Raw genomic sequence first — 2,106 nt, forward strand, 5'->3', positions numbered from 1 at the left:
CCGGTGTCGAGAGCCCCACCGTGCTCGGCGCTGCGCGCCTCCGCGCGCTGGGGCTCTCGACACCGGCGCGCCCCTACGGCTCCCTCTCGGCCGACGCGTGGGGACAGTCGGAGTTGGTGGGCCCTCGCCGTTGGTGAAGGCCCACGCCGTTCGTTCAGCTCGCCGGCGTGCGCCGTTGCGGCTCCCTTTCGGCCGACGCGTGGGGACAGTCGGAGTTGGTGGGCCCTCGCCCCTGGTGAGGGCCCACGCCGTTCGTTCAGCTTGCCAGCGCTGCGTTGTGTACCGCCCGCACCAGCCCCACGTTCTCCGGTGCCGGGCCGCCCGGGAAGGCGAAGCGGCGGCGGGTGTAGCCGTAGGCCAGGCCGCTGCGGGGGTCCGCGAAGGCCTGGGAGCCTGCCGCGCCGCTGTGGCCGATCGCGCCGGCGCCGAGGAACGGGTACCAGGACTCCGCCGTGGCCTGGAAACCCAGGCCGTACGCCTTGTGCGTGCCCGCGACCACGTCGTACCCGACGGAGTGCAGCTGCCCGAACTCCGCGACCGTGTCCGGCTTCAGCAGTGGCGCGCGGTCCTCGACCTCACTGGTCGCCGCCGCGTACAGCCCGGCGAGACCGCGCGCCGACGCCAACCCGCCGACCGACGCGGGACCCTTGGCGCGGATCACCCGCTCGTTCGGCAGCGCCGCCAGTTCGGTCGGCTCCGGCCCGTGCTCGTTGAAGGCGATCGCACCGAGGCTGTGCGGCGCGGGCGGCTCCGCGGCGCGCGCGGCCTGCTGGTCCGGGGTGAGCAACATGGGTTGGGTGGTGCGGAACCGGGGCTCGTGCACCATCGGCAGACCGAGGAAGAAGTCCAGGCCGTACGGCGCCCGCACTCTCTCCTCGTGCACCTCCTGGAGCGAACGGCCCGTCGCCCGCCGTACGATCTCGCCGGTCAACGCGCCGATCACCAGGGCGTGATAGCCGAACGCCGCACCCGGCCGCCAGAACGGCCGCTGGTCGGCGAGGCGTTCGGCGACCGCCCGGTCGTCGGCGAGTTCGTCCAGCGTGAAGCCGGTGTCCGTGCCGACCAGACCCGCCCGGTGCGCGAGCAACTCGCGTAGAGTCAGCGCGCCTTTGCCCTCCGCCGCGAACTCCGGCCAGTAGTAGGTCACTTTGCGGTCCAGCTCCAGCGTGCCGTCCTGCACGAGCAGCGCGACCACCAGGTGCGCGGCGCCCTTCGTGGACGAGAACACGCCGTACAGGGAGTCGCCGTCGGCGCCGGGCGGTCCCGCCCACAGGTCGACGACCCGCCTCCCGTGTACGTATGCACACAACTGGCCTTCGTAGTCCGCGCGTTCCGTCGCCACGAACGCGGCGAACTCCTCCCGCACCGCCTCGAAGCCGTCGGCTACGGTGCCGTGGATCTCCTGGGTCATCCGCTCTCCTCAACTGATCCGCTGCCGCGTGTGCCACTGCTCTCGTGTGCCATGGTGAACAACGCCCGTCCGACCTGCGGGAGTTCCCCTTTCGGGTGATCCCGGAAGAGGGGCTCCGTGCCGAACAGGACAGCTCGCGGGCCACTGACTACCGAGGGCCGCCCCGCCGCGGCGGCAGGACCGCCGGAACCGTCGGCCTGCGCCCGCCAGTGCCCGGCGACGAGCGGGTTCCCGGTCGCGTACGACTGCTCTACGCGCACCCCGGGTCCGAGATCGGTGAACCACACCGGCGCGTAGACAAAGCCGTACGGTGGTGCGCCGGCCGTGACCGGACCCGAATTGACCACCCGTACAACGCCGTTGGCGTCCTCGTTGCCCTCGACCGCCCTCGCGGTCAGCAGCCCGGCCGCCGAACCGAGAGCCGCGCCGGTGACGCCTCGGCCGACGAGCCCGTGGCCGGTGGTGAGGAAGGTGTCGAGGGCCTTGCGGGCGGCCGGGGTCAGGTCCCCGTACTCCAACCCCGTCGACACGAACAGCACGTCCGCCTTCGACCAGTCGAATCCGGCGTTCAGGACCTCCGTCGACACGGGCGTGACGTCGAAGTTCATCTCCCGCAGCGCGAACAACTCACCCGCGGTGACGGCGGCGGCGACCCGGACGGGGTGGAGGGGGTAGAGGGGGGTGGTGGGGGTGGG

General features: G+C 72.4%; 1 protein-coding gene and 1 pseudogene. Both read right to left on the reverse strand.

What is annotated here, in order from left to right; all coding sequences use genetic code 11:
• Window positions 1–256 precede the first annotated feature (256 nt).
• Window positions 257–1,411, reverse strand: coding sequence for an EstA family serine hydrolase (locus tag OO70_RS50160; protein ID WP_043688203.1), 1,155 nt, complete (start codon window positions 1,409–1,411; stop codon window positions 257–259).
• A pseudogene (locus OO70_RS50165) lies at window positions 1,408–2,106 on the reverse strand (M14 family zinc carboxypeptidase); the annotation flags it as partial. The gene OO70_RS50160 and the pseudogene OO70_RS50165, both read right to left, overlap by 4 nt.

Source organism: Streptomyces xylophagus, from assembly GCF_000716435.1.
GTDB classification, from domain to species: Bacteria; Actinomycetota; Actinomycetes; order Streptomycetales; family Streptomycetaceae; genus Streptomyces; species Streptomyces xylophagus.

Excerpts from the sequence above, each read along its gene's own strand:
- OO70_RS50160 (WP_043688203.1), bottom strand. The coding sequence starts at position 1,411 with ATGACCCAGGAGATCCACGGCACCGTAGCCGACGGCTTCGAGGCGGTG.